Source organism: Wolbachia endosymbiont of Chironomus riparius, assembly GCF_918315375.1.
Genome location: NZ_OU906733.1, coordinates 132,363 through 157,721 on the forward strand (window position 1 = coordinate 132,363; position 25,359 = coordinate 157,721).

Sequence of the window (25,359 nt, forward strand, 5' to 3'; positions counted from 1 at the left end):
AGATTGCACTATCTTTCTACTACCTTGCTGTAAAAGTATCATGTACTATTTTGCACACAAATTTTATCTGTTTCCGGGTTGCCTTTGCTTATTTAAACATTCCGCTGAAACAGCTTGTTTTGTCTCAAACCTTTCTCTAAGTTCTTTAACAGATTTCGAAGAAGTGTTTTTCTCCAAATCATCATCATCAGCAATTACCGCACCACCTTTATTATTACTCGATGCAGCACCAAAATTACCTAATGTTGTTGCATTACCATTTTGATTGTTTTTTTTAAAACTCTCAGGCTTAAGAGGTATAGAAGGTTTTACATTAGAATTACGTTTAGTATTATTATCAGCAGAATTAGTAACAGGAGCATAGCTATTTGACTGATCACAATCTTCTACTCGATCAGTTTCCCATGTATCTTGAGTAACACAAGTACTAGATATATTATTGTTTAGTAAAGGGCTATTCTTCATTGTTGTTAGTGGCATATTTGGTATAGTAGGACTATCTTGTGTCGCAGATGGCGGTGATGCAGATCGATCTCTATTACCTGGAGAAGATGTACTCACGTTTTTTAAACTTTTTCTTTTTTCTGTCATTTCATTAAAATCAATGCCTGTGTTAGCATTACCCCCACCCTTACCGCCACTTGTTGAATTAGACTCAGCTTCTTCTTTTTTAGAATTAGGAGTTTCTGTTTTATTGACTTTTCTTAGCTTAACGCCTTCCTTTATCTCATTAAGTAATTTCTCTCTCTTCTCAGGTGATCCACTTTCATTTTTAGGTATATTCTTTGGATCTTCAACTTTTTTAGATGAAACAAGTGGTTTCCAATTTGGTTGGGGTGGAGGTGGTGGTGGTGGTGGTGGAGCACCTGTACCAGTAGTTGAAGGTGGTGGTAGATTTCCTCTATAAATTGCAGATGATGAATTTGTACCCGATACACCTACCGGCATGGAGATATTACCATTACAGTTTTTAGCATCCTCACTTGTACTTGATAATGAAGTTTGTGTTGATTTATTTTTACTAATCTTATCATTTGATGGAACTTGTGTTAACTTATCTTCAGCGGTCGTAAAATTATCATGAATAAACTCTTCAGAAGGTTCTTCCAGTTGCTGTTGCCCTAAAGCGTTTTCTTGATAAGTCTCATGGAATGAATTTTCTTTATCACGAATTTCATGAATAGTAAGTGCAACTAATCCACCTACTACCAATAATGAAACAGCTCCCGAAACAGCTAAAATAGTCAACGCAAAAGAAAGGGATATAGTAACAACTCCAGAGAAAACACCGTAGGTTAATAAGGCAAATACACCAGAAACAAAACTAGAAGCTGTTAATAATACAGCGATTGTTGAGTACTTGAGTAAAACCGAATCTGATTTACCACTTGAGTCTTTTTTACCAATATTGTTATCATCATTATTATCATTACTTGTAACCCCATTAGACAGTGAAGTTTTTGTATTAAAACCTGAGGAATTGTTTTGATCACCTGCATTTTTATTTATTTTATTATCGTTAGACAAAACCGGTGAGGTAGTGCTTTCATTTAAAGAATCACTTTCTCCCCCTTTTGTTTTCTTTTCCATATCATCATTTGTATTACTTTTTTTACCACCTGCCTTTTGTAAATCTGAATTATTATTGCACGATGGTAAACAACCCTTTGGTGGTGGAGCACCATTATCCTGCATTTTTGGTCTGTGCTGATTTTCTTCTAAGTTGTTATCATCTGATTCATCATCAGAATCATTATATCCTATTCTCCGTGATGAAATATGGTTTTTTTCATCTTTATTAAGTCTACTTATGTTCTTATTATTCTTGTGATCTTTTATATCTGACATTTTTATAAACTCACTATTAACATACTATGTTATTACTAAATTAACAATATTTGTCAATAAAATTGAATGTTATATTAAATAGATTGTTTATTTACAGTGAGATTTTTTAAGGAGTGAGTTTTAAGTAGTATTAAAAAAGCAGCAAAAATCATGCTTCTCTGCTACATAAGATTATAGAATAAAACTGTGACTCTTACGGGATTTGAACCCGTGTTACCACCGTGAAAGGGTGGTGTCCTAACCACTAGACGAAAGAGTCAATTTAATTTATAGTAAGCATATATTAACTACATACAGAGAAAAAAGTCAACTCTACTATTTCATAATAGAAAAATAATTTCTCATTTTACAAACCCTGCAGTAGAAAATTTAATAAAAGCGCAAAAAAAATGTTCTATTTCACCTTCAATGCTGTGAATTAAACCACATAAAAAATATTATTTGTTTAACTTTATTGAAGCAAAAAATTGATTTCCATTACGATATATAAGTAATGTTATTGAATCACTAACGTTTTTCTCTACTACTGAGTTAACTGCTTTTTGAAAATCTTTACTATTTTCTATATCGGTTCCATTTATTTGAATAATGATGTCTCCTTTTCTTATACCACGCAATGCAGCGTTACTTCTTCCATCAACACTAGTTACTACAACACCTTTTTTAGGTATATCGCTTTTACTTTCCTTTAAATCATTTGGTAAATCTGAAACAGTTAACCCAGTAACATAATCAGATTTTGATTTACTAACTTCTTGATTGCCATCATCATTTTGGCTGTCATTTGCAAGCTTTCCTACTTTAACTTTAATATTTACTTCTTTACCTTTCCTAAGTAATTTAATTTGCACCTTTGTGTTAGGCTCAGTTCTTGAAACAATTTGAGGTAACTGTGTCATTTTATCAATTTTTTTATTATCAAACTCTAGCAGTACATCACCTACTTTAATCCCACCTTTTTCTGCCGGACTATCTTTTACTATACTTGAAACTAGTGCACCTTTAGTATCTTTAAAACCCAAAGATTCAGCAAATTCTTTTGTTATAGGCTGTACTTGTACACCGAGCCATCCATGCTCTACTTGTTTACCACTTTTCAATGTATTAATTATCGAAGCAGCTACCTTAGAAGGTATTGAAAAACCTATACCAACATTACCGCCAGATTCAGATGGAGAATAAATAGCAGTGTTAATACCTATAACTTCTCCACTAAAATTAAACAATGGCCCACCAGAATTTCCTCTATTTATAGCAGCATCAGTCTGAATAAACTCAGTCATACTACCAATGCTTATATCTCTAGACCTTGCAGAAACAATACCTTTACTTACAGAACTACCTAAACCAAAAGGGTTGCCTATCGCTATAACTGAGTCACCAACTCTTGCTTTATCAGAATCCCCAAAATCAACATAAGAAAGTAGTTTATCAGAATTTATCTTAAGTACAGCAAGGTCAGTTTGTGAATCATATCCTAGAACTTCTGCCTTGAAATAAGAGCCATCATTCGTAGTAACTGTTATCTCTTTTGCATTTTTTATGACGTGGTGATTAGTAACTATAATACCTTCTTTATCTATAATAAAACCAGAGCCAAGAGAAATTACCTCCTTATTAGCGTAGGGAGCTTGATTCATAAAGAATTGATCCAATTGATCAAAAAATCTTCTAAATTCATCAAAAAAATCATCTTTAGGAATAGAGGGAACTATAGTTTTGCTGTTACTTTCTTGTTTTACTATTTGTTCACTAGAAATATTGACAACTGCTGGAATAAGTTTTTCTACTAAATCGGCAAAACCTTTTTCATAATCCTGCAAACTAGTAGTGTTACTATAAGCAGAAAATGAAATAAAAAAACATATTAATATAGATAAAAATTTATTTTTCATAACTTATTTCCATCCTTTATTTAAAATATCCAAAAAACTATTATTAGGAGAAAGTACAAATTTAGTATTACCTCCTGGGAATGAGTTAATATAAGCGTTCATAGAACGATAGAAATAAAAGAATTCTTCATCCATTTTAAATGCTTCACTATAAATTCTAGTAGCTTCAGCATAACCACGACCCCTTATCTCATGTGACTCTTTCGCTGCACTAGAAATAATTTCCCTTTTTAATTTATCAGCTTTTGACCTAACCTCCTGCCCAGCTTGTTCTCCTTCCGCTCTAATTTCTTTTGCTTCTTTTTCCCTTTCAGTTTGCATACGACGAAATATTGCAGAACTATTTTCCTCTGGCAAATCAGCTCTCTTAATTCTCACATCTATTATCTCTATACCAAACTTTTCAGCTTCAGAGAAAACTCCACGCTGAATTAACTGCATAACTTCTGATCTCTTCTCATTAAGTAAGCTGATCAATGAAAACCTACCTATGTTTTCCCTTATATGTGCTTCTATAATTGGATATAACCTTCTGGTTAATCCTGGTTGATTTCTCACAGCTTGATAAAAAATTATAGGCTTTGTTATTTTATACTTCGCATAAGCATCTACAATAATACGTTTTTGATCTGCAGTAATAACTTCCCTCGGAGTATTATCAGGACTTAGATCCAACACTCTTTTATCGAGAAACTCTACACTATTTATAAATGGTAGTTTGAAGTATAATCCACTATCTCTAATATCCCTTACAACCTTTCCCAACTGAATAACTATTGCCTGATTTGTTTCATATACAACAAATATTGAGTTAAATAATAGAATGAATAAAGCAACACCAAAAAAAACAAATTTAATATTACGGCTCATAACTATTTCCCCAAGCTTGTAAGAGGTAAGTAAGAAAACATACCTTTCAAATCATCAGTCACTACAACTTTATCCACCTTGCTAAAAATGTTTTCCATAGTTTCAAGGTAGATTCTATTTTTCACAAGGGAAGGATTCTGCTTATACTCATTATAAAGAGAAAGAAATCTGTTTGCATTACCTTGTGCTTCATTTTTTACTTCATTTTCATACGCTTCTGCATCCAATTTTATTTTAATCGCTTCACCCTTTGCTCGAGGTATAATGTCATTACTGTATGAGTACGCTTCATTTATAGTGCGTTCCTTATCTGCACGAGCACTTTGAACATCTCTGAATGAACTAATGACCTTTTCTGGAGGATCAATTTTTTTCATTTGAACAGATAAAATTTCTATCCCCATCTGATACTTATCAAGAATCTGTTGTAGTAAATTTCTTGCATCTCTAGAAATTTCCGACCTACCTTGCCCCTCTAATGCAAAAGAAATAGTATTTTTACCAATTATCTCCCGCATAGCACTTTCAGCAGCATTTTTAACGCTAAAACCACGCTTATAATCATATACTTTAAATAAGTAATCTTTTGAATCTTTAACAAGCCATTGAACCTCAAAATTGACATTTACTATATTTTCGTCCCCGGTAAGCATTACACCTTCACCACGATCCGCATCTCTTCCACTTACTCCAATTTCTTCACGATTTATTTCCTTAACATTAACTTTGAAAACTTTGCCCACAGGATAGGGAAAATGATAACGTAAACCAGACATTTCTGTATTGGAGTACTTACCAAAGGTAAGCTCTATACCTTCTTCACCTGGATGTACAATATAAAAACCTGTACAGAGATAAAATATAAAAAAAACAATCAAAGCAATAAAGTAAGGTTTTTTTTTGTTATTTCTTGTTATAAAAGAAAAGAAACATTTTAAATCATATATAATTTTATTAAAAATATCCTCATCCCCAGTAGGCCTATCATCTTTTGGCTTTTTACCAAGATCCCAAGGATTGTGTCCGTTAAACATAATTATTTTTTTGTGGTTAATAGTTTATGTTACTTATTCAACAAAAAAATGTAAATATAAATTATCTTTTAGTTACCAAATATATATTCATACACCTCCTTTTCTCTATGTAATATAGTTGATTCTATAGGGATTTCTGGTTTTTTTTTAAACTCACCACTTTCAATGTGCATAACATCTTCATGAAAAAAACTATTATGATCATAAACAAACAAAGCAACCACTACTGAGATTATTAAGAAAATAAGAACTTTTTTTTTCATGTTTTATAAATTTTCTATATCGTCAAAAAATGTATCAAGCAAAATTATTTAGAACCAAACAAATATCAACAAATAAATTAATACTAATTTAAGAACCGAGCATTTACAATCTAATATGTTAGTTTTAATATTGAGGGTTAAAAATGTTACAAAATCAACAATCAAATTCAAATTCTTCCACTACTAAGCTCAATGATTATGAAGATTTAATAAAAAAAATTAGATCACAAGATAGGAAAATAGTGGGTTTATATTTTTCTTGTCTTCCAATTGTAATAATCAGTTCTGCAATTAGCTCTATAATTAATCCTTATGTTACCGCTGCAATACAATACTTAGCTCCTTTTATGCCAATTATTGGAATTACAGTTGCAGCAGTAGCTTTATTCAGTGTTGCTCTATTCTCTGCTTATAAAGCATATCAACATAGGGTAGAAATAAAAGAAAGTACTGAAAAAGCTCTAAAAAAAGTAAAAGACGGTACTTCCTATGTTGCAGAAAAAACAGTTGATGGGTTTCAATACACTGCAGGAAAAATTAAGGATGGAGCCGTGTACTCTAAGGACAAGGTAAACGAAGGTTTAAGCAATGCAAAAACAGGAATTGGTAATAATCTTATGACATTAGGAAAAAAAATGCACAATTCTGGTAGAAAGATGAGTAATTCACATGATTTAAAGCAACAAAATGTTACTAGTCTTCCAAGTTTTGTAGAAAAATTTCAAACTATTAACAATTCCACCCATATTACAGAAGAAAAAACAAACAAATATAACAATATAGTCACTCAATTCAACCAAATTGGTAAGACCGATTCAATAAAAAATATATTAAAGGAAATGGAATCATTGCTAGATTCAAAATTGAATCCCTCAGAAATGAACCAATTTATGATCTGTCAGTTACATACTTCACTCATTTGGTTAAGCAGAAAAACTATATTACAGAGCTAAGCACTAAAGATTTAAAGAAATTATTAAAAGACACAAATAATCCGCTGTATGACATCTTTTCTGAACATTATGATGGAATCAAGGAAATCGTTTCAAAATGTAAAGTAGATTGTAATTTAAATTACAATCTGCCTAAAACTCTAGAGAAACTGAATAAAGCAGCAAAAACTCCTGATAACAACAGAAGACATTATCAGCTATCTGATATATCAGATGGTAGTTCAGTAAGCTCTTCTAGTGGCTATAGCACTGATGGTAGTAGAGCAGAGTTGTTAAATCCTGAAAAGCACAAATCTAATAAATTTTTTAGATTTTTCACTAAGGACACAAAATCACAAAAAACATCTGAAGCTTGTGACATTGAATATATATCTATTCCAGGCAAATCAGCAACTATTACTCCTAATGCTCTTAGAAGAGGAAATACAGTTAACTTAGTAGATAGACCTCAGCTTAAAGCATTTGCTCCACCAAAACCACCTAGAACTTTTACTAGCAATTTTGCTGATGGATTGAATGGACCTACTCAACTTACACCAATTCCTTCACCAGTAATGCCAGTAACTTCAGGTGTACAAAACCTTGTAAAAAACTCTTCACTTGATGTGAACAACAAAAGTGATTGTATTAGTATAAGCTCTATTGATAGCTTTGCAACTGCTTCTGATAGTGAAACATCTTACAATAATACACCTAAGCCTTTCAGTTATCATAATCATAACAGTAAAAGCTCAACATTGCCTTTACGCAGAGCATCTACTGGATCTATAATTAAGGCATACACCTTAGGAAATAATCCACAAGAAGTCTTATCAAAACTTAAAAAAGTAAAGTCACTTACGAGTATTGAGTCACTTCTAAACGTAGAAAATACTGCATGTCAACAAATCGGAAAACAGCTCTAGATTGTTGATAAATAAGATTTTTTAACTGCTTAAAAAGAGTGTTACTACTTAGTAACACTCTTTCTTCATTTTAATACAATATTCAGAAGATCGTAATAAAAACACAGTCATTATAAACTGCAATGTTATTATAAATAAAATAAAAAGCGACATACTCATTGCATGACCATTATAAATATAACTAGTTAAGGCAATAAAAACAGACATTAGAAATGATCTGATAAATCCAATTGCCGAAGAAGCCGTGCCTTTGATTTCAGAAAAGATATTAATTGCCGCATTGAAAATTACGCCCTGACAAATTGCAAAACCAACAGACATTATAACCATAGATAGTGTTATAGAATAAGAAAAATTTGGTGTTATTATGCTTACTAAAGTAATAAGCAATGATCCAATAACTGTTATAGCAGTACCGGTTATCACACAGCGTCTAGAGCCAAGCTTTTCAGAAATTTTCCCAGAAAATAAAGCAACTAGAGAGTAAGAAGCAATTATGACTCCTTGATGTAGAGCATATATAACATTAGGCAAACCTAAAGTTTCTGTATATAAAAACGGTGCACAAGTAATGAATGACATATATGCAGAACAGAATAGGCTTATAACTAAAGATGACCCTAAAAACTTTGTGTTTAAAAACAGCCTTTTATAGTCTTTTATTACCTTTCTGAAATTTAATATTTCCCGATTTTTTTTAGTTTCTGGTAACGCAAAAAACAATAAAATCCAAGAAATCAAGCAAATTATTGCAAGAGTTCCATAATTTCCACGCCACCCTATAATTTCATTAATCAGACTTCCTGAAACAGGTGCTGCAGCCAATACAATTGTCGTAACTGCGTTTATTATACCGATAAATTTTATTGCTTTGTTTCCATGATAAACATCTGCTATTACAGCAAATACAACCGCAGATGCACTTGCTCCGAAACCTTGTATGAAACATGAGGCTAAAAGCCAGTAAATTGATGATGTAAAAGCACAACTAACAGAACCCATTAGCAACAATGAATTACCTATAATCATAGCTTTTCTTCTACCATAAGATTCTGATAGAGGTCCAAAAAGCAATACACCAACGCAGAAGCCTAGAAGATTAAAAGCAATAGTTAATTGAACCATTCCATCAGAAACACCGAAGTAATGTGCTATATTAGGAAAGCTAGGAACAGATATATCTGTTGTAATATAGCTAGCTATTATAAACATGATTAATATAGAAGGTAAGAACATAAAAATTTATAAAGAAACCACACGAGTAAATAAGCTCCAGTTTTTAATACATAAAGTCAAGAAAAACTAATATTGCATTTTGATTAGTTAGCATTAAACTTTAGCAATGGAAAAGGTTGAAATTTGCTACTCATTTGACGATATACTTTTGTTACCTGCGTATTCTGATATATTGCCCAGTAATACAGATACGAAAACTTATTTAACAAATAGTATAGAATTAAATATACCACTATTATCTTCTGCAATGGATACTGTAACTGAATCTAGACTTGCAATAGCTATTGCTCAACATGGAGGAATCGGTTGTATACATAAAAATTTATCAATAGATGAACAAGTTGCAGAAGTCAGAAAAGTAAAAAAATATGAAAGTTGGATTGTATCTAATCCAATAACAATCTCTCCAAATAAAACAGTTACAGAGGCAATCTCATTGATGAGGGAATATAACTATTCCGGAATTCCTGTAGTTGATCAAAAAAAATTGGTTGGAATTTTAACAAATCGGGATGTGAGATTTATTGAAAACTTGAATAAAAAAGTTTTTGAAATTATGACTAAAGATAAGTTAGTTACAGTACAGGAAAATGAAGTAAATAACATATCTGCAAGGAAATTATTGCATAAACATAGAATAGAAAGACTTTTAGTTGTAGATGAAAAATTTCATTGCATAGGTTTAATTACAGTCAAAGATATTGAAAAATATAATCAGTATCCAAATTCATGTAAAGACGGTAAAGGCCGACTAAGAGTTGCTGCTGCGATTGGTATTGGCAAGGAAGATGGCATAGAAAGGTGTGAGGCGCTGATTAGTGAAGAAGTTGATGTAGTTATTATAGATACTGCTCACGGTCATTCTGCAGGCGTCATCAACACTATCAAAGAAATAAGAAAAATACACCCTGATGTACAGATAATTGGAGGAAATATTGCAACAAAAGAAGCAGCTGAAGCATTAATTGATGCAGGTGTTGATGCAGTGAAAGTTGGTATAGGTCCTGGTTCAATATGTACCACAAGAATAGTTACAGGTGTCGGTGTACCACAGTTTTCCGCAATTAAAAATATTGCAGAAATATGTAGAGCAAGAAATGTTAGACTAATTGCAGATGGAGGTATAAAATACTCAGGAGATATTGCAAAAGCTATAGCAGTTGGTGCAGATTCTGTAATGATAGGTTCTATCTTTGCTGGTACTGATGAAAGCCCAGGAGAGAATATAATTTATAAAGGTAGAGTGTATAAAAGCTACCGGGGAATGGGATCTATTAGCGCAATGAAAAAAGGTTCTGCTGGTCGTTATTTTCAAGATAAAAATGCAAAACTTAAGTTAGTTCCAGAAGGTGTAGAAGGGAGAGTTCCATTTAAAGGTCCAGCTTCAGAAGTAATACATCAATTAATCGGTGGCTTGAAGTCTGCTATGGGATATACTGGTAATAAAAACATAGAAGAAATGAAGAAAAATTGTAAATTCGTTGGCATGACTGCATCAGGGCTAAGAGAGAGTCATGCTCATGACGTAACAATTACTCAAGAAGCTCCAAACTATGCCTACCAAGGATCTCACCTATCTGCTGATTCTGAGTAAGTGTAATATAAACGTTATGTGATGAGTAATTCGAAAAAAATATCACAAGAACTTGCTAGTTTACAAGCACAAATCAAACACCACAATATACTATATCATCAGAAAAACAAACCAGAAATTACTGATGCTGAGTACGATGAGCTAAAAAAAAAAGCAATTAAAATCGCATCTGATTTTGGTGATGTACAAGAAAGTATTGGTGCTGCACCAGATGATAGATTTGCTAAAATAGAACATACAGAGCCTATGCTTTCTCTTGATAATGCTTATAATGAGCAGGATGTAGAAAGATTCTTATCCAAAGTAAAAAGATTTTTAAATATTGATACACTCGAAATAATTTGTGAGCCTAAGATAGATGGGTTATCATTCTCTGCAATTTATGAGAATGGAATTTTTATTAAAGCAGCAACTCGTGGTGATGGTTACGTAGGTGAAGATGTAACTCACAATGTTGCAACTATAAAAAACTTTCCTAAGTTTCTTCATAATACGAAAGGCATGCTGGAAGTAAGGGGAGAAATATATATTTCTAACGAAGATTTTGCAAAATTCAATATACAAAACGAATTTGCCAATCCACGTAATCTTGCTGCAGGATCTCTGAAACAGTTGAATGCAAATATTACAGCAAATAGACCTCTGAAATACTTTTCTTACTCTTTAATAGGCGGGACAGCAAAAAGTCAGTATCAAGTACTAAATGATTTAAAATCTCTTGGTTTTTGTGTAAATGATTACCACCGTGTAGTGAATGACTTAAATGGAATGTTAGAGTTTTACAATAAAATATACGAATGTCGATATGTTTTAGGTTATGATATTGATGGTATAGTTTACAAAATAAATGACTTAATATTACAAGATCGCCTGGGAAATACTCATAAAGCACCACGTTCAGCCCTTGCACATAAATTTCCTGCTGTTTGTGCAAAAACAAAATTAAAAAAAATATTCATACAAGTTAGTAGAGCGGGAGCATTAACTCCAGTCGCTGAGTTAATTCCAATCAATATAGGTGGAGTGCTGGTTAGTAGAGCAAGTCTTCATAATCAAGATGAAATTAAACGTAAAGATATAAGAGAAGGAGACATTGTAACTGTAAAAAGAGCGGGTGATGTAATTCCTCAAATTGTAGAAGTAGATAAGAGTTTTCGTTCTGCAAATTCAGCTGAATTTATGTTTCCTAAAACATGTCCTGAATGTGGTAGCAAAGTACAAAAAAAAGAAGCCGTAGCAAGATGTTCTGGAGAATTTGTCTGCAAGGCTCAAATCATAGGAAAATTGAAACATTTTATATCAAAAGATGCATTCGATATTGATGGATTTGGAGAAAAGCAAATAGAATTTTTCTATAACCTTGGTTTAATAAAGCAAATTCCTGATATTTTCACACTGAAAGAAAGATTAAAAGATTTTAATCTAGGAGAAAAAGAAGGTTGGGGTGAAAAATCAATAACCAATTTATTGAAATCTATACAAATCAGAAAAACAATACCCCTAGATAGGTTTATATTTTCCTTGGGAATTAAATCGATAGGTCAAGTTATATCAAAATTACTTGCAGATTGTTATATCTCTTATGAGAATTGGTACTCGTTTATGATGAAGCTTACTTATAGCGAAGAAACTTTTTCTGAAATATTAAAAATAGACTTTATAGGAAAAGAAATGGCAAAGTGTTTGAAACAATTCTTTTCTGACGAACGTAACATTGAAGTATTAAACAACCTTACTCCCCACTTACAAATTCTTTCCATCAACGTAAACAACCATTCTATTTTTAGCAACAAAGTAATAGTATTTACTGGCTCATTAACTATTAGTAGAAATGAAGCTAAAGCTAAAGCTAGATCTCTAGGAGCAATAGTAGGCTCAAGTCTCTCTGCTAACACTGACTATCTAATTGCAGGAGAAAAGCCAGGTTCAAAATACAAAAAAGCCTTGGAATTAGATATAAAGATTTTAAATGAAAAACAGTGGTATGAAATGATAGAAAATTCATATCAAATATAAATGATTCAACTTAAGAAGATGTAAAATGCAAGATAAAGTTATTACTAAAGTAGTTTTTTTTAATAAGATCTTTACTTTATAACAAAAGTGTGCAATACTTTAGAAGTTTAGTTCAAAGGATTATATTATGTCAAAAGTACCTTTAGTTATAGGTTTAGGTTTATTAGCTCTTGCAGTATATGGTGGAGTGTTGTCTCTAAAAAGTGCCGGAGTAATTGTTGGTAGTACTTTAGTGATATTAGCTGCACCAATTATTTTGGTATTATGTTTGATTATAGCTCTTATTTCAGTTTTTTTCTGCTTCATTAAACCTTTAGTTAAATTAATTCGTGATTTGTCTCAAAGTACAAATAACAATCCTAGTAAACAAACGCAAAACTCACAAAATTCTGATTTTTTTAGTAATAATAGAAGTGCTTCAACAAAAACAGGTAATTCTGGCCAGGAAACATGTGAGCAGCACCTTACTAAGGGTGAAAAAAATGTAGTTAAAAAAGATGGAAGTCATCTCTCATCAACTGGGAACCCGTTTTCAAGTAATTATGTAGTTCCATTCGCGGTTTTAAGTAGTTATCTACCGGCTCAATCCGAGTTTTCAAGTAGTAATGTAGTTTCATATCAAGAAGTTACTAATACACAGAGTAGTAATGTATCTAACAAGCGTGTTGAAAATGGTGAGCCATGTTCTAACTCGGATACAAGTAATTATCTACCGGCTCAATCCAAAACAAAAGAACTTGCAAGGCAGGATGACAAGAAACAGAATGATACACTTAACCCTAATGTGTATTTCAAGAAAATTATGGAAATGTGTGCTACCCAATTTAGGGTTAGAAATCAAAATAATACTGAAAATAATCCCCAATCAACTGAGAACCTGTCTTTAAGTAGTCATCGAAGTTTTTACACGGTTGAAACGTTGAGTTATGGATTGTAAGAACTAAAAACCTTGTAAAAAAAGAACATTTGGTAAGAAGTGTCTACGATGAAATAGGTTAGATCCCAGTGTCAAGCACTGGGATGACGAGTAAAAGATGCTGGTATGACGAGAGATGAATACTTTGTAAACAGAAAAGGTTTTAATTGTGAAGCACTTGGTGTTACAAAAAAGTTAACCCATTGGTGCCATAATAGTTTAATTCCTTGTCATTCCACTGCTTTCGCGTCATTCCAGTATGTTATAATTGTCATCCCACTGCTTTCGCGTCATTCCAATATGTTATAATTGTCATCCCACTGCTTTCGCGTCATTCCAATATGTTATAATTGTCATCCCACTGCTTTCGCGTCATTCCAATATGTTATAATTGTCATCCCACTGCTTTCGCGTCATTCCAATATGTTATAATTGTCATTCCACTGCTTTCGCGTCATTCCAATATGTTATAATTGTCATTCCACTGCTTTCGCGTCATTCCAATATGTTATAATTGTCATTCCACTGCTTTCGCGTCATTCCAATATGTTATAATTGTCATCCCACTGCTTTCGCGTCATTCCAGTATGTTATAATTGTCATTCCACTGCTTTCGCGTCATTCCAATATGTTATAATTGTCATCCCAGTGCTTGACACTGGGATCTAGCCTCATTTTATAATCTACGTTGATTTTTCGTACAAGATATAGCTATTTTAGTATTCTTTATATTAAATGTTACATTTTTTAAAAATTTACTTACTTTGTATATCAAGAATTTATTAATAATATTAAATATATAATATAGTATTATTAATATGAGGCAAGTTTATGAATCAAAATTTAGAAAACGAAGATAAGGATTCCATTTCTTATAAAAGTAATGAAGAAACCACAACTCCAGAAAAAAAATCAAAAGATAGAACAAATGCTTTACTATTTATTGGTTTCTCTTTATTAGTTTCCCTTATTGCAATAACAGCACTTGTTGTAACAGGAATGGCTGCTGCAATAGGAACATTACCATTTATAGCAGGGGCTACTGTTATCACTTTATTAAGTTCTGCACTTACCTATACTGCTTCACAAAATATAAGAAAGGAAAGTACTTATATTAATAGTGACGATAGTGTAACAGAGGACACAAGTAAGACACCTACTATTAACAATAATGTAGAAGTAGGAAAGGATATAGTTAATACACGTAATAACGAAAAAACAAAACAGGAACAAAAAAGTGAAGAAGCTCCTGACACAATAGAGAGTGCTGATAAAAGTCGTGCTATATCATAGGTATCACAATCATCTCAGAGTACCCTGAGGAAATAATTAACAAATAGCACATATTCAGGTCTAATAGTATGTTACACTAAACGCAATATTAGACCTATAATACAAGCTATGAACAAAACAGAAACTATATCCGTAAACGATAACAATGTTAGATTAGATAGGTATATAAGGAGGTTTTTTCCCAATTTAAATCATTCTTTGATTGAAAAATTTTTAAGAAAAGGATTAATTAAAGTTGATAATTGCAAGGCTAAATCTAACTACAAAGTTAATTCTGGTCAAATAATAACAATAAAATATATTGAAGATATTAATCCTGACAAAAAATACAATAAAAAATCAGATGAAAAACTAATAGCATTAATAAAAGAAAATATCTTGTATGAAGATGAATATATATTGGCTATAAATAAACCTGCTGGAGTAACTGTTCAGGGTGGAAAAACAAGTATTAGTGATTTTCTTGATCAAATACGCAACGGAGAAACATTTAAAATTGTACATAGACTAGATAGAGACACCAGTGGAGTGATGATATTTGCACGCGATGCTAAAGTTGCAAAATACTTAATGGAAGAATTTAAGGAACGTAAAATTAAAAAAACATATGTAGCACTTACTTCAGGTATACCAAATGAAAACAATGGAGTGATAAATCACCCGTTAGTAAAAAAATATATTTTTGGGCAGGAAAAAATGGTTATTGATGAAAATTCTTCTCAAAGTGCTACTACACATTTTTCAATTTTAGAAAAACTAAATAACAATGTTGCTTACCTAAAGCTACAACCAATTACTGGAAGAACTCATCAATTACGTGCACACTTAGCTCATATAAATTGTCCTATTCTTGGTGATGGTAAGTATGGAGGTAAGAAAGCTTTTATTGATGGAGCAGAAAATAAAGTGCACCTTCATTCATGTGATGTATCACTAACATTACCAAATAATGTAAAAATTGTTATTTCTGCTCCAATTTCTGATCAAATTAAAGAATCTATAAAAATTCTTAGTCTATCCTAAAAGATTAATATAAATGTTTAGAAAAAGACCTTTCAAGAACAAAAAATTTTTTGTACTTAGTACCTAAGTTGGTTTCAATAATTTCGTTTATGACTCTGTGTATAGTACCTTTTAGCCTATTTATGTTCTCATTTTCATCTTAATTAACTCTTTCTCAGAAGAGAGAATATAAATGCTTCTTTTCTAAGTACAAAATATATATTAAAATGTTAGAATTAGATTGTATAAGTTATTTATGAGTGAAAAATTTTTAAAAGCTGCAGTCGTTTTATCAGGATGTGGTAATCTTGATGGAGCAGAAATAAGAGAAGTTGTATCAAGCCTACTTGTACTTGATCAGCAAGAAGTAAATGTCAAATGTTTTGCCCCTGATATAAATGTATCGCAAGTTATAAATCACAAAACTGGGGAAGAAGTAGCAGAAAAAAGAAATGTATTTATAGAAGCTGCTAGAATCGCAAGAGGTGAAATATGTGATTTAAAAGAAGCTAGAGCTGAAGATTTTGATATGTTAATTATACCAGGAGGATATGGAGTAGTAAAAAATTTATCTGACTTGGCTGAAAACAAAGAAACCATTACGGTACTACCTGAATTCAAAAGACTAGTATTAGAATTTTTTGATACAAAAAAGCCAATAGGAGCTATATGCATAGCGCCTGCCTTAATTGCCTGTATTTTAAGTCAAAAGGCTACGATTAAAGTAACCATAGGAGATGATAAAGAACAATTAATAGAAAAGTTTGGTGGAAATCATATAAAATGTGATACAGAATTATCGATAGAAGATGAAGAAAATAATATATTTTCCTGCTCTGCATATATGAGAGATGAAAGGATATCTTCTATACATAAAGGAATAAAGCACATGATAGAAAGTATGGTAAAAAAAATCAATAAAAAAGGTTAATCTTTACTATTATGGTTACTTAAATCTAAGATGATTGTACTGATATAACGTTCGTTACTTTCTTTGATAATAAATTTTATACCATCTTTATACTCAATCACTTCATCTGTAGAAGGAATTTTACCAGCAACAGAAAGTATTAAACCACCAAGAGTAACATAGTCTTCCTCAGGATCACGTAATTCTATATGTAGGTCTTCTTCTATATCTTTTATTAAAATCCTTGCTGAAACCTCAAATTTATTTTGAGGTAATTTTATAATATAATTTTCTTCATGCTCATTATCAAAGCTTGGGAGCATTTCCTTTATAAGATCAGTTATTGAAATTAAACCATCAGTTCCTCCGTATTCATCTATTACAACAGCCAAACACAATTTTGAGGATTTCATTTTGGCAAATAAAGTTGTTGTTTTCATTGAAGGTGGAACATATAGTATGGTCTGCATAATATGTTTTAGATTAAAGTCTGTATCTTGATTAAGAAGAACATCTTTTACATAAAAGAAACCTATAACGTTATCAAAGTTACCTTTATAAAGTAGTACTTTAGTATAGCAACTACCTTTTATCTTTTTTAGTACTTCTATCTTGCTTAAATTAACATCCAGTGCATATATTTCTGTGCGAGGAGTCATTATATCAACAATACTGCAATTATGAAACTTTTGTATACTATTAAGTATACTAAGATTTGTAAGATCTTTCATTAATGCCTTTGCTGCAGAATTTTTTAGTACAGAAAATTTTTTAAAGAGGAATGAAAAAATTTTATATGCTATTTTTCCCATTAAAGTTCTATTCTTTTTCACTTAACTTATTTCCTATAATAATACCTAAATATTAATTATATAAAAAAACTAAATTTAAATACCTGATAAGTATGTTAATAACATTAAAACAACTTGTTAAGTATTTGTTATTACAAGATATCTACAATTCTTCAACAGTTTTTTAACACAGATATACATTATTACTTAACCTTTTTTCTTTTTCCATAAAGAAAGTTGCTAACATAATAAACATCTCACTTATAAACAAAAATTATACTATAAAAACAGTAAGATACATAAGTTATCAACATATTTATTCACAAATAAAATAATCTTATATTTTACCAAAAATTAACTATCAACAAGTTATTGCTATTACTATTATTACTATTATACTTTTATATAAAGTAAGAAGAACTAAATATATTGAAAAAGCAAAAGATAGTAAATATTATAACTGAACGTAAGTCAGTCAAAAATTTACCTATTTGGCTAATGCGACAAGCAGGAAGATCTCTTCCTGAGTATCGAAAAGCTGTGGAAAGAATAAAAAACTTTCTAGAAATATGCTATAATACTGAGTTAGTTGTAAAATTAACACTACAACCAATAAATAGATTCAACTTTGATGCAGCAATAATCTTTTCTGATATTTTAGTAATAGCTGATGTTCTAGGTTGTGATGTAAATTTTTTAAGGGGTGTAGGTCCAAAAATTAGTCCAGTAAAAAGTTCTAAAGAGTTAAAAAATATACAAGAAGTTACAATTAAGTTACAGCCAGTTCTAGACGCTATAACTGAGGTAAGGTGTCAGTTATCTGAAGATAGGTCACTTATAGGCTTCGCCGGGGGTCCCTTCACTGTAGCTTCCTATATAATAGAAGGTGGTAGTAGTAAAACTTTTTCTAAATTAAAAAACTTTTGTTCATTAGATTTGAGTTCCATAATTGATTCACTTACTGAAGCAACAATTATTTACTTAATTAAACAAATAGAAGCAGGTGTAGATGTAATTCAACTGTTTGAAAGTAATGCTGGCCTATTAACAGAAACCTTGTTTAAAAAGTATGTTATAGAGCCAACAAAGAGAATTATTTCAGCAATACATTCTAGGTTTCCTAACTTTCCAATTATAGGTTTTCCAAGAGGTGCTGGCTATCTTTACGGGGATTATTGTTTACAAACAGGAGTATCTGCAGTAAGTATAGATTATGATCTATCCATAGAATGGGCTAGGGATAATCTAAAGCTTCCAATTCAGGGTAATCTTCATCCAAATCTTTTAGCATATAAAAAAGAAGAAGCTATGAAAGAAGCTAAGCGTATAATAGACTGTTTTCGATCTTTACCTTTTATATTTAATTTGGGACATGGTGTGCTACCTGAAACACCTGTTGAACATATTAGTGAGTTGGTGAAATTAGTACACAGTTACTGATTCTTTATCAAAATAACTTAAGAAGTAATTCTGACTAGATACTTCTGTTTTTGCTGTTCTATTCTGTTATTAGAAAGTTTCATGCGCTTTTCTTAATTGAATTTTAAAGAACTACAAATATTTTTAGACTTAAGTTTTATCCTTCAATTTTACAAATTACTACTTAAGTGACATTTTTTATTACTTGGTCCCTGGCGATAAATTTTTTACTATTTCTTCTAAGCATATTAATGCTAATGCTTTTGGTTGTTGGGTTTCTTCTTTCATCATTTTCCTTTTTCAACTGCAATATAAATAGCTCTATTGGTAATTAAATCCTTTATTCTTTCCATGACACATAAGCCAAGAAACTCAGAGTATTGGTTTTCTTTAGCTTTTTCTTTTATTTTTTCAAAATCAACATATTTTCTTGTATTTGATGCAAAAATATAATTAGTATGAACCGTTTTCAGTTTGAAAATGTGGTAAATTACTATCAAGAGAACTACAAGACAGTATAAATAAAAGTTACCATTTATATTATGCATGCGTTGCTGTTTTATTTATATAATAGTTATTATATAAATATTTTCATTAAATATATTAAAAATAATTATTTTAAATAAAACTTTTATAGTTATTAATTTATTGACTATTATAGATATTATATTTACAATATTATCTGGATTTATTAATATGGTATAAGTAATGAATAATGAAAATAGTACATATCAAAAACAATTTGTTGACACATTGCCTTATTTACATAAGGACCCAGAAAAAAAAAGATTTAAAGGAAATTTTAATTAAGGCTATTGAAGGAATGAAAAATGAAGGCACAATCAATAGTAAACTACATTGTTCTGATAACAAAAAAAGGACTCCTCTGGAACTATTAAGATTTTTTAATTCTCAACTAACATCCACAGAGTCAAAACAACTACTTTATAAAGAATTGGAGAAACTTATTAAAAACGCTATAGCAAAAAGAGCAAAAAGAGCAGTATTAGCAGTATTACAAGCATTAGCAATAGTAGCAGCATTATCAGCATTATCAGTAGCAGTAGTAGTAACACCACTAGTAGTATTCGCAGCAGTAGGAGAATTACTAGTGTACCACACCCAACTAAACATACCATTACCATTATTATTATTATTAGCAGCAATGATAGCAATGGGAGTAGCATCAATAGTAGCAGCAGTAGTAGGAGTAGCAATAGCAAAGGTAATTAAACATTATTGTATTAGTTCATCAGTAGGAGTAGGAGTAGGAGTAGCAGCAGCAGTAGCAGTAAAAATAGTGGGAGGAACAGGAGTAGTAGTAGGAGTAGTAGCAGCAGTAGTAGGAGTAATAGTAGGAGTAGTAATAGCAGAGGCAATTGCGCATTATTGTATTAATTCATCTCCTGTGTCAAATTTAAGAGATTTGACCCCTGGGACAAATAATGAAAGTGCACATGAGTCTACCAATACACTTAAAAATACTTCTTCATCATGTTCAATTTCAATTAGTTAATCTTCTACGCAAAATGCCCAAGCAACATAAATTGTGTGCTTTCATAATAGATAGCTAAAAAAATGTGTACTTATGTCTATAACTGTAAATTCACATAAATGTAATTAAACCTTGATTGCTAAATCAAACATGCTATAAGCGTTTTCTATGAACGGAAATAACAACGAAATTAAAGAAAAGTCTTTGAAAGCAAGGGATTGTATCCTTTCAAGTCTATTTTTTTCTGCATGCAAGAGGCAATTACGGTGTTAACCATAAGAAATGCAATAGTCATTGGTCCTACACCTCCAGGCACCGGAGTAATTGCTTTAGCTTTTTCTTTTATTTTTTCAAAATCAACGTCGCCTATTAATTTTCCTTTCATACTATTTATACCAACATCTATTACTATTGCATCATTCTTGATCCAACCTGCCTGAACAAAATTTGGTTTTCCTACTGCTGCTACTATTATATCTGCTCTGAAACAGTATTCAGCAAGGTTCTGACTTTTTGAATGTAAAATAGTAACTGTGCAGTTTTCTTGAAGTAATAAATGAAACATAGGTTTTCCAACTATGTTTGATCTACCAATAATTACTGCATTTTTACCAGAAAGATCTTTTTCTATTGATTTAATCAAATATAAAGCACCTTGAGGAGTGCAAGGTATAAGACAATTTTTTTCACCTTTAACTAACTTACCAACATTTTCGTCATGAAACCCGTCAACATCTTTTTCCATACTTACTGAGTTAATAACTTTTCTTTCATTTATATGCTTTGGTAATGGTAATTGTATTAAAATTCCATTTACGAATGGATTCTCATTTAGTTCCTTAATTTTCTTAATTAATTCATCTTCTGATATATTAGCAGAAAGAATAATAGTTTCGGAACTGATACCTAATGACTCTGCTTTTTTTTGCTTATTACGAACATATACTTGACTTGCTGGATTATCACCAACTAAGATCACTTTTAAGCAAGGAACAACATTATATTCCTTTTTTAAATGAGTAATTTTTTTTAATAAATTATCACATAAGTCGCTAGCTATTTTTTTACCATCTATAATCATATACCACCCCATTCTTGAAAATTATCCAACTTGATGTCAAACAAGTCCAAAACTTTTCCTACTGAATGATTAATTATGTCGTCTAATGAGCTTGGTCTTGAATAGAATGCTGGTATCGGTGGAGCAATTATTGCCCCCATCTCTGTTAATTTTATCATGTTATACAGATGTCCACGGTGTAAAGGTGATTCTCGAACCATTAAGACTAATTTGCGTCTTTCCTTAAGGACAACATCCGCTGCTCTTGTTAATAAGCTAGAAGTGACACCAGATGCAATCTCTGACATGGTTTTCATGGAACATGGAGAAATTATCATTCCTAAAGTTTTGAATGTACCACTTGCTATCTTTGCTCCTATGTTTTTCTCAGAATAATAAAAATTTGCAAGTGAAGTAACATTTTCAAGTTCTTTAGAAATTTCATGAGCTAGAGTTACTTTTCCAGCACTACTTATTACTAAGTGAGTTTCATAATTAGTATCTTTTAAAACTTCTAAAATCCGCAGACCATAAATAGAACCAGAAGCTCCACTTATTCCAATAATAATTCTTCCGCTATTCACTTATCTTTTCTTCTTCACAGACCATTCCCAATGCACGTTTATATGTGTTGAGCAGTGCTTCTTGTTCTTCTCTGTCATCGTCTTCCATTTTTCTTAATTTAACAATTTGTTTCATCACTTTTATATCAAATCCTTCGTCTGCTGCTTTAGCATATACATCACGAATATGATCTTGTACATCCTTTTTTTCTTGCTCAAGAGTCTCAATTCTCTCTATATAATTTTTTAATTCTTCAGCGGTTACCTTTACTGTATCTTCCATAAAACTCTACAATTAATCGTTACTATTAGTATTATCAGTTTTTGCTTGTACTTCAACAGCAGTGATAATATTTTTATCCTTTTTTAAAATTTTAAAACGACAGTCATACATAAAAAATTCTTCTCCTTCATTCGGTATACGCTCTATATTATTAACTATCACACCAGCCAAAGTTGTCGCTTCATCACTTGGTAAATTCCAGCGTAATTGCCTATTAATGTCTCTAATTGTGGCTTCACCATCTATATTATATATATTATCAGATATCTTTATGATAAAATTTTCCGTTACGAGATCGTGCTCATCAGAAATATCTCCCACTATTTCTTCTAATATATCTTCAAGAGTAACAATTCCTTGCAATGCTCCATATTCATCAATCACAAGTGAAAAATGCTTTCTATTTTTACGAAAATTGTGCAATTGAACACTAAGCAAAGTACTTTCGGGTATAAACCAAGGTTTTGACATAATCTTAGAGATATCTATCTTTTCGTTTTTCTCACGCAAAGCATTTATCAAATCTTTCACATGAACAACACCAATAATATTTTCTGGTTCATGATCCCACAGAGGTATTCTACTATGGCTGCTAGTTAAAATGCTTTTTATCAAATCTTCTTCACTTTGATTTATATTAAGGGAAAATAAATTCTTTCTGTGAATCATAATCTGAGATATCTCTGTTTCAGCTAAGTCTAATATGCTACTTAACATGTCAAGATCCTGCTGTAACATAGTGCCTTCGCTGCGATGTAAAGTAATCATATTACGCATTGCATCTGCTGCTGATATTACTTCTTTATTCTTATGCATTCTGCATAACTTAAGAATACAATTAACAATAAACTGTATACCAATCGTTATTGGAGAGAAGATTTTAACAAAGAACAATAAAAAATATGATGAAAATAATGCCATTTTTTCAGGGTTTTGAATAGCATAAGTTTTTGGTAGAACTTCACAAAATAATAAAATAAAGAAAGTTATTACAATAGCTGATATAACAATTCCTTCATTTCCCAAAAATCTTATAAATATTGCTGTAGATAGAGCGGAGCACGTAATATTAATAATTGTATTTCCAATTAATATAGTTGCTATTGTTAATTCTTTTTTATTTAATAAAGAAATTATTATCTTTGCTTTTTTATTACCATTTAATCTAAGTTTGTTCATCCGAGAGCGGCTAACTGAAGTTAAACTTATTTCCGCACCTGAGAAAAAAAACGAGAAGATGAATAAAACAAAAATTATTGATAATAATAAAACTGACAACCAATCCATTAAAATCCGTTATTATATAAAAAGTAAAATTGATATTATCTCTTATAAGAATTTTTGTAAATTGAAGTTTTTGTAAGATTAGACTAGTTAAAATACTTTGTGATATAATTTAACTAAAATCAATTTTCATCATATATACGATTTCTTGTACATCTTTCTTTTATGTAAAGGGATAGAACTCCTTTTGGTCATGGTTAAAAGTATTATAAAATTAAGATTAATATCTATATTGACGAATAAATTAGTTTCTAATATTGTTATTTAGATTAATTAATTTAAATTATAAGATATCTATATATAGTAAAATTATAAATAAAATTGAAAAAGATCTAAAAAAAGCAATCTCCGAATGTTATGAGAAAGGGGGTGTCAGTAAGGAATCAAAAGGCAAACTTGAAGAACATGCTAGAGAGTTTATAAGAGAACGTAAAAAAAAGTTGATATGGATGCTTGTTCGAAAGATCTTAAAGACATTTTTAAAAATTTTCCTTCTAAAGATAAAATAGAACAAAACCCCGATATGAATAAGGAAATAAAATAATTAAATCTCGTAAAATGAACAAAGTAGAAGATACAAAAGAAGCAAACTACGAATATTCAGAGACACCTTGCTTCTGAATACGTTGTAAAAGTAGCCGAAGATGAGACTACACAGGTAAAAGAACCGAATGAAACAATTAAAATTCATAAAGCGAACAAAGTATAAGAAAATCTAAAAGAAACATTCTCTGAATGTTTTGAGAAAGGGCGTATCACCAAGAAATTAAAAGACAAAATTTCACGCCGTATTAAAGAATTTATACAAAAATATGAAGGTAGTATTGATGATTGCTCGAAAGTTCTTAAAGAAATTTTACGCAGCGCTGCTTCTCAACACACTATAGAAGTAGAAAACAAGATCTTTCTAACTATAGAAGAATTGATTGATAAACAAATTGATCTTCATAAAAAGAACAACAGAGAAGCACAAGGCAATATAGTGCAAAGAACAAATCATCAGGAGCACACAGCGCAACAGCTACCAGTTGAGAGACGGGATAATAATAAGGAATTCTTACAACAGGTATTTAATTTTAAGAATTTTTGTGTTATGATTAGTTTAACCCTCATAGGTGATGTAATCAAACGGTACTTTCAACGTAGATATTTGAACAAAGACTTACAAGAAGTCAGTGATGTACCTGAGAGTAATTTTTCTAAGGATGTTATTATTCTTATTACAGGAAGTATTGTGATAATTGACAAAGTTTTAAAAATACTGAACTTAGCCAGTTATATAAATCATGAAAATGTACGAGAAACTAATAATACACCTGCAAACACTTCTTCATCACAATCAAGGTGCTAGACGAAGAACAGGGCGTTCTAATGTAAATGATACACACACCAACAACCTTGCAACAGATTTAATAAATTCTAGCACTGAAAGACCTCAAAGAAACATAAATGGTGAATGTGTGATTTTATAATAGATAGCTAAGCTGTTACTATGTTGAGAAGGAAGTCACAGAACCAGAAAAAATGGGTCTAATAGAAATAACGAGGCACCTACAACTAGAGTATCAAGAGACTGTATAATTGAAATCTATAAATGAGACTCTTATGCATCTTGCACCAAATGTGGGATTGTGCAATTGAATTGAATAAAGGAAACACAAGTGAAATGGCTGTGTAATAAATACACAAACTGGAACTTATGGTTACAATCGTAATTCTAAGTAACTTT

At 31.0% G+C, this 25,359-nt stretch carries 23 protein-coding genes and 1 tRNA gene; 11 read left to right on the forward strand and 13 right to left on the reverse strand.

Going from position 1 to position 25,359, the window contains the following annotated elements:
- Positions 1 to 63: 63 nt before the first annotated feature.
- The 6 genes from NL275_RS00670 to NL275_RS00695 all read right to left on the reverse strand — a co-directional run bounded on the left by NL275_RS00670 (position 64) and on the right by NL275_RS00695 (position 5,910).
- Positions 64 to 1,848 carry a hypothetical protein gene (locus tag NL275_RS00670; protein ID WP_253300089.1) on the reverse strand — a complete coding sequence of 595 codons (1,785 nt, stop codon included), beginning with the start codon at positions 1,846 to 1,848 and terminating at the stop codon, positions 64 to 66.
- Positions 1,849 to 2,035: 187 nt separating this feature from the next.
- Positions 2,036 to 2,107, reverse strand: a tRNA-Glu gene (locus NL275_RS00675).
- 178 nt (positions 2,108 to 2,285) lie between these two features.
- Positions 2,286 to 3,743, reverse strand: coding sequence for a DegQ family serine endoprotease (locus tag NL275_RS00680; protein ID WP_253300090.1), 1,458 nt, complete (start codon positions 3,741 to 3,743; stop codon positions 2,286 to 2,288).
- 3 nt (positions 3,744 to 3,746) lie between these two features.
- Positions 3,747 to 4,613 carry a protease modulator HflC gene (gene hflC / locus NL275_RS00685; protein WP_253300091.1) on the reverse strand — a complete coding sequence of 289 codons (867 nt, stop codon included), beginning with the start codon at positions 4,611 to 4,613 and terminating at the stop codon, positions 3,747 to 3,749.
- Positions 4,614 to 4,615: 2 nt separating this feature from the next.
- Entirely contained in the window at positions 4,616 to 5,647 is a 1,032-nt protein-coding gene (hflK, locus tag NL275_RS00690; protein WP_253300092.1) for an FtsH protease activity modulator HflK, read from the reverse strand.
- Between the two features lie 68 nt (positions 5,648 to 5,715).
- Positions 5,716 to 5,910: a hypothetical protein gene (locus NL275_RS00695; protein WP_253300093.1), complete on the reverse strand. Its 195-nt coding sequence runs from the start codon at positions 5,908 to 5,910 to the stop codon at positions 5,716 to 5,718.
- Between the two features lie 143 nt (positions 5,911 to 6,053).
- On the opposite strand from NL275_RS00695, the gene NL275_RS00700 reads away from it, so the two are divergent.
- Complete coding sequence (locus NL275_RS00700; RefSeq protein ID WP_253300094.1) at positions 6,054 to 6,863, forward strand: hypothetical protein; 810 nt, start codon at positions 6,054 to 6,056, stop codon at positions 6,861 to 6,863.
- Positions 6,830 to 7,768 carry a hypothetical protein gene (locus tag NL275_RS00705; protein WP_253300095.1) on the forward strand — a complete coding sequence of 313 codons (939 nt, stop codon included), beginning with the start codon at positions 6,830 to 6,832 and terminating at the stop codon, positions 7,766 to 7,768. The genes NL275_RS00700 and NL275_RS00705 overlap by 34 nt, the downstream gene beginning before the upstream one ends.
- Positions 7,769 to 7,816: 48 nt before the next feature.
- Here the strand turns inward: NL275_RS00705 and NL275_RS00710 are convergent, their stop codons facing one another.
- Positions 7,817 to 8,980 (reverse strand): multidrug effflux MFS transporter, encoded by a 1,164-nt coding sequence (locus NL275_RS00710; protein WP_253300096.1) that lies wholly within the window; start codon positions 8,978 to 8,980, stop codon positions 7,817 to 7,819.
- Between the two features lie 130 nt (positions 8,981 to 9,110).
- Here NL275_RS00710 and guaB point away from each other — a divergent pair, with 130 nt between their 5' ends.
- From guaB to elbB, 6 genes are all read left to right on the forward strand, one after another.
- Positions 9,111 to 10,598 (forward strand): IMP dehydrogenase, encoded by a 1,488-nt coding sequence (guaB, locus tag NL275_RS00715; RefSeq protein ID WP_253300097.1) that lies wholly within the window; start codon positions 9,111 to 9,113, stop codon positions 10,596 to 10,598.
- A gap of 21 nt (positions 10,599 to 10,619) precedes the next feature.
- On the forward strand, positions 10,620 to 12,614 hold the full coding sequence (ligA, locus tag NL275_RS00720) for an NAD-dependent DNA ligase LigA (RefSeq protein ID WP_253300098.1): 1,995 nt from the start codon (positions 10,620 to 10,622) through the stop codon (positions 12,612 to 12,614).
- A 127-nt stretch (positions 12,615 to 12,741) separates the two neighbouring features.
- Complete coding sequence (locus NL275_RS00725; RefSeq protein WP_253300099.1) at positions 12,742 to 13,551, forward strand: hypothetical protein; 810 nt, start codon at positions 12,742 to 12,744, stop codon at positions 13,549 to 13,551.
- A gap of 810 nt (positions 13,552 to 14,361) precedes the next feature.
- A complete protein-coding gene (locus tag NL275_RS00730; protein WP_253300100.1) occupies positions 14,362 to 14,823 on the forward strand; it encodes a lipid droplet assembly factor 1 in 462 nt (153 codons plus the stop codon).
- Between the two features lie 108 nt (positions 14,824 to 14,931).
- Positions 14,932 to 15,846, forward strand: a complete 915-nt coding sequence (locus tag NL275_RS00735; protein WP_253300101.1) for an RluA family pseudouridine synthase — start codon at positions 14,932 to 14,934, stop codon at positions 15,844 to 15,846.
- Between the two features lie 235 nt (positions 15,847 to 16,081).
- A complete protein-coding gene (gene elbB, locus NL275_RS00740; RefSeq protein ID WP_253300102.1) occupies positions 16,082 to 16,756 on the forward strand; it encodes an isoprenoid biosynthesis glyoxalase ElbB in 675 nt (224 codons plus the stop codon).
- Here the strand turns inward: elbB and NL275_RS00745 are convergent.
- The gene (locus NL275_RS00745) at positions 16,753 to 17,568 is read right to left on the reverse strand and encodes a transporter associated domain-containing protein (protein ID WP_253300103.1); all 816 of its coding nucleotides are present in this window, start codon (positions 17,566 to 17,568) and stop codon (positions 16,753 to 16,755) included. The genes elbB and NL275_RS00745 overlap by 4 nt on opposite strands.
- A 387-nt stretch (positions 17,569 to 17,955) precedes the next feature.
- On the opposite strand from NL275_RS00745, the gene hemE reads away from it, so the two are divergent.
- Positions 17,956 to 18,966 (forward strand): uroporphyrinogen decarboxylase, encoded by a 1,011-nt coding sequence (gene hemE, locus NL275_RS00750; protein ID WP_370107171.1) that lies wholly within the window; start codon positions 17,956 to 17,958, stop codon positions 18,964 to 18,966.
- A gap of 266 nt (positions 18,967 to 19,232) precedes the next feature.
- Here the strand turns inward: hemE and NL275_RS00755 are convergent, their stop codons facing one another.
- Positions 19,233 to 19,493, reverse strand: coding sequence for a hypothetical protein (locus NL275_RS00755; protein WP_253300104.1), 261 nt, complete (start codon positions 19,491 to 19,493; stop codon positions 19,233 to 19,235).
- 167 nt (positions 19,494 to 19,660) lie between these two features.
- Here NL275_RS00755 and NL275_RS00760 point away from each other — a divergent pair, with 167 nt between their 5' ends.
- Positions 19,661 to 20,461 carry a hypothetical protein gene (locus tag NL275_RS00760; RefSeq protein ID WP_253300105.1) on the forward strand — a complete coding sequence of 267 codons (801 nt, stop codon included), beginning with the start codon at positions 19,661 to 19,663 and terminating at the stop codon, positions 20,459 to 20,461.
- A gap of 169 nt (positions 20,462 to 20,630) precedes the next feature.
- On the opposite strand, the gene folD is transcribed toward NL275_RS00760, so the two are convergent.
- From folD to NL275_RS00780, 4 genes are read right to left on the reverse strand one after another with little or no spacing between them, the layout of a single operon-like run.
- Positions 20,631 to 21,521, reverse strand: coding sequence for a bifunctional methylenetetrahydrofolate dehydrogenase/methenyltetrahydrofolate cyclohydrolase FolD (folD, locus tag NL275_RS00765; protein ID WP_253300106.1), 891 nt, complete (start codon positions 21,519 to 21,521; stop codon positions 20,631 to 20,633).
- Positions 21,518 to 22,084, reverse strand: coding sequence for a UbiX family flavin prenyltransferase (locus NL275_RS00770; protein ID WP_253300107.1), 567 nt, complete (start codon positions 22,082 to 22,084; stop codon positions 21,518 to 21,520). The genes folD and NL275_RS00770 overlap by 4 nt, the downstream gene beginning before the upstream one ends.
- Entirely contained in the window at positions 22,077 to 22,346 is a 270-nt protein-coding gene (locus NL275_RS00775; protein ID WP_253300108.1) for a DUF2312 domain-containing protein, read from the reverse strand. The genes NL275_RS00770 and NL275_RS00775 overlap by 8 nt, the downstream gene beginning before the upstream one ends.
- A gap of 12 nt (positions 22,347 to 22,358) precedes the next feature.
- Positions 22,359 to 23,633: an HlyC/CorC family transporter gene (locus tag NL275_RS00780; protein ID WP_253300109.1), complete on the reverse strand. Its 1,275-nt coding sequence runs from the start codon at positions 23,631 to 23,633 to the stop codon at positions 22,359 to 22,361.
- 919 nt (positions 23,634 to 24,552) lie between these two features.
- Here NL275_RS00780 and NL275_RS00785 point away from each other — a divergent pair.
- Complete coding sequence (locus tag NL275_RS00785; RefSeq protein ID WP_253300110.1) at positions 24,553 to 24,981, forward strand: hypothetical protein; 429 nt, start codon at positions 24,553 to 24,555, stop codon at positions 24,979 to 24,981.
- Positions 24,982 to 25,359 lie beyond the last annotated feature (378 nt).

Excerpts from the sequence above, each read along its gene's own strand:
- NL275_RS00695 (WP_253300093.1), bottom strand. The coding sequence starts at position 5,910 with ATGAAAAAAAAAGTTCTTATTTTCTTAATAATCTCAGTAGTGGTTGCT.
- NL275_RS00760 (WP_253300105.1), top strand. The coding sequence starts at position 19,661 with ATGAAAATAGTACATATCAAAAACAATTTGTTGACACATTGCCTTATT.
- NL275_RS00780 (WP_253300109.1), bottom strand. The coding sequence starts at position 23,633 with ATGGATTGGTTGTCAGTTTTATTATTATCAATAATTTTTGTTTTATTC.
- NL275_RS00670 (WP_253300089.1), bottom strand. The coding sequence starts at position 1,848 with ATGTCAGATATAAAAGATCACAAGAATAATAAGAACATAAGTAGACTT.
- elbB (WP_253300102.1), top strand. The coding sequence starts at position 16,082 with ATGAGTGAAAAATTTTTAAAAGCTGCAGTCGTTTTATCAGGATGTGGT.
- NL275_RS00700 (WP_253300094.1), top strand. The coding sequence starts at position 6,054 with ATGTTACAAAATCAACAATCAAATTCAAATTCTTCCACTACTAAGCTC.
- hflK (WP_253300092.1), bottom strand. The coding sequence starts at position 5,647 with ATGTTTAACGGACACAATCCTTGGGATCTTGGTAAAAAGCCAAAAGAT.
- NL275_RS00755 (WP_253300104.1), bottom strand. The coding sequence starts at position 19,493 with ATGCATAATATAAATGGTAACTTTTATTTATACTGTCTTGTAGTTCTC.
- NL275_RS00735 (WP_253300101.1), top strand. The coding sequence starts at position 14,932 with ATGAACAAAACAGAAACTATATCCGTAAACGATAACAATGTTAGATTA.
- hflC (WP_253300091.1), bottom strand. The coding sequence starts at position 4,613 with ATGAGCCGTAATATTAAATTTGTTTTTTTTGGTGTTGCTTTATTCATT.
- NL275_RS00775 (WP_253300108.1), bottom strand. The coding sequence starts at position 22,346 with ATGGAAGATACAGTAAAGGTAACCGCTGAAGAATTAAAAAATTATATA.
- NL275_RS00710 (WP_253300096.1), bottom strand. The coding sequence starts at position 8,980 with ATGTTTATAATAGCTAGCTATATTACAACAGATATATCTGTTCCTAGC.
- folD (WP_253300106.1), bottom strand. The coding sequence starts at position 21,521 with ATGATTATAGATGGTAAAAAAATAGCTAGCGACTTATGTGATAATTTA.
- NL275_RS00680 (WP_253300090.1), bottom strand. The coding sequence starts at position 3,743 with ATGAAAAATAAATTTTTATCTATATTAATATGTTTTTTTATTTCATTT.
- NL275_RS00725 (WP_253300099.1), top strand. The coding sequence starts at position 12,742 with ATGTCAAAAGTACCTTTAGTTATAGGTTTAGGTTTATTAGCTCTTGCA.
- ligA (WP_253300098.1), top strand. The coding sequence starts at position 10,620 with ATGAGTAATTCGAAAAAAATATCACAAGAACTTGCTAGTTTACAAGCA.
- guaB (WP_253300097.1), top strand. The coding sequence starts at position 9,111 with ATGGAAAAGGTTGAAATTTGCTACTCATTTGACGATATACTTTTGTTA.
- NL275_RS00730 (WP_253300100.1), top strand. The coding sequence starts at position 14,362 with ATGAATCAAAATTTAGAAAACGAAGATAAGGATTCCATTTCTTATAAA.